This is a genomic window from Ornithinibacter sp. (assembly GCF_035443565.1).
In the GTDB taxonomy this organism is placed as follows: Bacteria; Actinomycetota; Actinomycetes; order Actinomycetales; family Dermatophilaceae; genus Fodinibacter.
In genome coordinates this window covers 24,579-25,880 of the sequence record NZ_DAORSO010000026.1, presented here as the reverse complement: position 1 = coordinate 25,880, position 1,302 = coordinate 24,579, and the positions used below count along the sequence as shown (strand labels likewise).

The window sequence follows — 1,302 nt, the reverse complement described above, 5'->3', positions numbered from 1 at the left end:
ACCCCGACCTCGTGGCCGAGCTGGAACGGGCGCTCCACAGCCGCGACACCAGGCTCGATGCGATGGTCGCGAAGATGGCGGCCGACGGCATCCCCGTGACGATCGAGGAGGTCCGGGCGCAGGTCGAGCCGGGCGCCACTCCCGGTCGCCCGCACATCGCGGACGCGCTCGTGGCGTCCGGGGTCATCGGGCACCGTGACGAGGCCTTCGCGCGGTGGCTGGGTGGCCGCAGCCCCTACTACGTCGAGCACTACGCGCCCGACCCGGTGCGGGCCGTCGAGATCGTGCGTGCGGCCGGTGGCGTGCCGGTGGTCGCGCACCCGCGGTCGGTGAACCGTGGCCGAGTCGTCTCGGACGAGCTCATCGAGGAGATGGCTGCCGCGGGTCTGGTGGGCATCGAGGTGGACCACCGCGACCACCGCGCGGATGCCGTGGCGCACCTCGCGGACCTCGCGCGGGTTCTCGGGTTGGTCGCCACCGGGTCCAGCGACTACCACGGCACCGGCAAGCTCAACCGGATCGGCGAGCACACGACGACCCCGGAGGTGCTGGAGGTCATCGAGGCCCTCGGGACCGGCACCGCCGTGGTGGCTCCCTGAGTCGGGAAAGCGGTCGGGGTCAGGCGAGCTCGTCGAGCACCGCGGGAAGCACCTCGTGCATGTCACCGATGACGGCGTAGTTCGCCTTGGTCACCATCGGCGCGTCGGGGTCGGTGTTGACGGCGATGATCGTCTTGCTCGACGCGCAGCCGGCCCAGTGCTGGATGGCGCCGGAGATGCCGCACGCGATGTAGAGGTCCGGCGCGATCCGCGAACCGGTCTGGCCGACCTGCTCGTGGTGCGGGCGCCAGCCCAGGGACGTGACGACGCGCGAGACGCCGACGGCACCGCCGAGACGGTTGGCCAGGGCCTCGACACCGCCGAAACCCTCGGGCCCACCGGCCCCACGGCCACCACCGACGACGACCCGTGCGGAGGTGAGGCCGGTGGCGTCACCGCTCTCACGGACTTCGGTGCGCACCACCTGGGCGCGCAGGTCCTTGGGGTCGACGGTGACCGCGAGCGGCGTGACGGTCGCCGCACCGGGGGAGGGGGCGGCGACCGGCTCGACGGCGTGACCGGCCATCGTCATGAGGCGGACCCGGCTGTCGACGGTGGCCCGTTCGAGGGCGGCACCCCCGACGACCTGACGCTGGACCACGAGCGGGTTCAGCGACTCGACGGAGACGACGTTGGCGGCCATGCGCAGGTTGCGGCGGGCGGCGACGTGCGCCAGCACCTCGTTGCCGCGGCCGGTGCCGGG

At 73.2% G+C, this 1,302-nt stretch carries 2 protein-coding genes; one reads left to right on the top strand and one right to left on the bottom strand.

The window, feature by feature from the left end; genetic code table 11:
* Window positions 1–599, top strand: a 599-nt coding sequence (locus PLL68_RS04975) for a PHP domain-containing protein (RefSeq protein WP_502910670.1), incomplete at its 5' end; no start/stop codon positions are given.
* Between the two features lie 19 nt (window positions 600–618).
* On the opposite strand, the gene PLL68_RS04970 is transcribed toward PLL68_RS04975, so the two are convergent.
* The coding region (locus PLL68_RS04970; protein WP_324532215.1) for an electron transfer flavoprotein subunit alpha/FixB family protein at window positions 619–1,302 on the bottom strand (684 nt) is incomplete at its 5' end.